This window comes from Streptomyces sp. NPDC059668, assembly GCF_042734135.1.
Classification (GTDB): Bacteria; Actinomycetota; Actinomycetes; order Streptomycetales; family Streptomycetaceae; genus Streptomyces.
This window is the reverse complement of the sequence record NZ_JBHWEL010000154.1, coordinates 1-2,224: the sequence shown is the minus strand read 5'-3', so window position 1 is coordinate 2,224 and position 2,224 is coordinate 1. Positions and strand designations below refer to the sequence as shown.

The 2,224-nt window shown below is 70.8% G+C and carries 1 protein-coding gene; it reads right to left on the bottom strand.

Annotation, left to right across the window (positions count from 1 at the left end; translation table 11 throughout):
- Positions 1–102: 102 nt before the first annotated feature.
- On the bottom strand, positions 103–2,178 hold the full coding sequence (locus tag ACFV2J_RS42490) for a PA14 domain-containing protein (protein WP_385443847.1): 2,076 nt from the start codon (positions 2,176–2,178) through the stop codon (positions 103–105).
- Positions 2,179–2,224 lie beyond the last annotated feature (46 nt).

Genomic DNA, 2,224 nt, shown 5'->3' with positions numbered 1-2,224 from the left:
GGCGTGTGTGTGCGGTGGGGGGGGCCGCCCACCCCCCCTCCCACCCGGCGCCCGCGCGCCCCCCCCCGGCCGGGCGCCTCCCCTGCTTCCCCCTGACGGGAGCTAGTCCACCGAGGCGATCGCCGTCTCGCGGGCGGCCGTCTCCGTGCCGTCGGCGAGGGTGGCGGTCACGCGGTAGTACGTGGTCGTGCCCTTGGGCATGGTGGTGTCCGCGTACGACCAGCTGGTGTCGTCACCGCGCGTCCGGACGGCGACCTCGTCGAAGACGTGGGTCGACCGGTTCCAGCGGTAGACGGTGTAGCCGGTCACCTTGCTGCCGTTGGCGCCCGTGTCGCCGCCCAGCCACCAGCGGACCGTTCCGTACGCGTCGCCGTTGATGTGGCCGACCGGGTTGTCGCCCACGGCCGGGTCGGCGGCGACGTCGGGGCGCAGGTCGAGCTCGGTGACGTCCTGGACCGAGGCGCCGGTCCCGAGGGTGAGCTGGTTGCCGTACTGGTCGACGGCGATGACGCTGTAGCGGACCTGCTCGCCATCGGCGACGGTACGGTCGAGGTGGTGGGTCTCCGTGAACTCCGCGGGCCTGAGGGTCCAGGCGTCGATGAGCGGCTCGTAGACCCACTCGCCGTCGACCAGGGTGCCCCGCATGATGCGGTAGTGGTCGAGACCGGGTTCGTCACTGGCGTCCCAGCTCAGCGAGACGCCGTTCTCCCGGGCGGTGGCGGTCGTGCCCGTCACCGGGGGCGGCGGGGTGGTGTTCCCCGCGACGGCGACCGGCATCTCGACAGAGCGGTTGGCCCCGTTCCCCGCAGCGTCCACGGCCACGACGGAGTAGTAGTACGTGGCGCCCCGCGGCGGGGCCGCCTCCGTGAAGGACGTGCCCTGGACGCCCTTGGCGACCTCCACGACCGTGCGCCCGCTCTGCGTGTGCGGCTTGTCGTAGCGCAGGACGGTGTACCCGACGAAGTCCTCGCTGGTGGCCTCCGACTTGTCCCAGGTCAGCGTGACCCCGCGCTCGTCCTCGACCGCCCTCGCGTTGTACGCGGTGTTCACGGGACCCGTCTTGTCCCGCGTGTAGAACTCCGCGGTGTCGGAGGCCGCCGACTCGTTGCCGTGCGTGTCGACCGCCGTGACGACGTAGTAGTACGTGTCGCCGGTCTGCGGCAGCGGCTGCGCGTACCGGGCGTCGCTGAGCGGCTTGTCGCCGTTCAGCCGGTTCGCCGCGGTGAGCGCGACCGGCCTGCCGGTGGTGGAGCGGTACACGTTGTACCCGGCGAGGTCCGCCTCGGTGTTCCCGTACCAGGAGAGGCTGACCTTCTCGGAGTAGCCGGGCCCCCAGGCGCCCTCGACCCCCTTCGGCGCCGCGGGAGCGCTCTTGTCGACGGTGGTGACGGACTTGTCCGCCGTACCCGCGGACTCCCTGCCCGCCTTGTCGTAGGCGCGGACCTCGTAGTAGTAGACCGCGCCGTTCTTCGGCAGCGTGGTGTCCGTGTACGAGGTGGAGGCCGTCGTGGCCAGCGGCTTGGTGCCGTACGAGGCGCCCTGGAGCCGGCGGTACACGCGGTAGCCCGCGAGGTCCATCTCCTTGTTGGCCGTCCAGCCGAACTTGGCCTGGTACGAGGAGTTGTACGTGAGGGAGGCGCCGGCGGGCACGAGGGGCTTGACCGTGTCGACGGTGGCGGACGTGCGGGGCAGGTAGTCCGCCTTGACGTTCGCGGTGCCCGTCCAGTTGACGAAGTCGAAGCGGAGGGTGTGCGTCCCGGACGGGACGGTGACGTTGACGGTCTTCGTCTGGGTCGTCGACACGTTCTTCCAGATGTCGACCTTGCGGGTGCCGTCGAGGTAGACGCGCAGGCCGTCGCGGGTCGCGACGGGGATCGAGAACGGGCCGCCGGAACCGAAGTCCCGGGTGACCGTCCAGCGCACGCCGAAGTTGTCCCCGGGCAGCCCGGCGGCGGGGGCGCCGGTGCCCCAGTTCTGATCGATCTTCGAGTCGCAGTCGGTCTTCTTCGGCGTGCCGGAGAAGGTCGTGTTCGCGTAGAACTGCCGTTTGAAGACGGGCGACTTACAGGTCACGGTCGCTGTGGCGGCACCGGCGACGGACGTGCACGTGAGCACGGCTCCGGTCGTCGCGAGGACGGTGGTCGCGGCGAGAGCGGACGCGCGAGTGGCTCGGTTCATGCCTTCCTTCGTTCTGGGTCGGCGGTGAGAAGACGGTGTCTTCTCA

What these genes read in the sequence shown, in the direction of transcription:
- ACFV2J_RS42490 (WP_385443847.1), bottom strand. Translation starts at nt 2,178, where the DNA reads ATGAACCGAGCCACTCGCGCGTCCGCTCTCGCCGCGACCACCGTCCTC.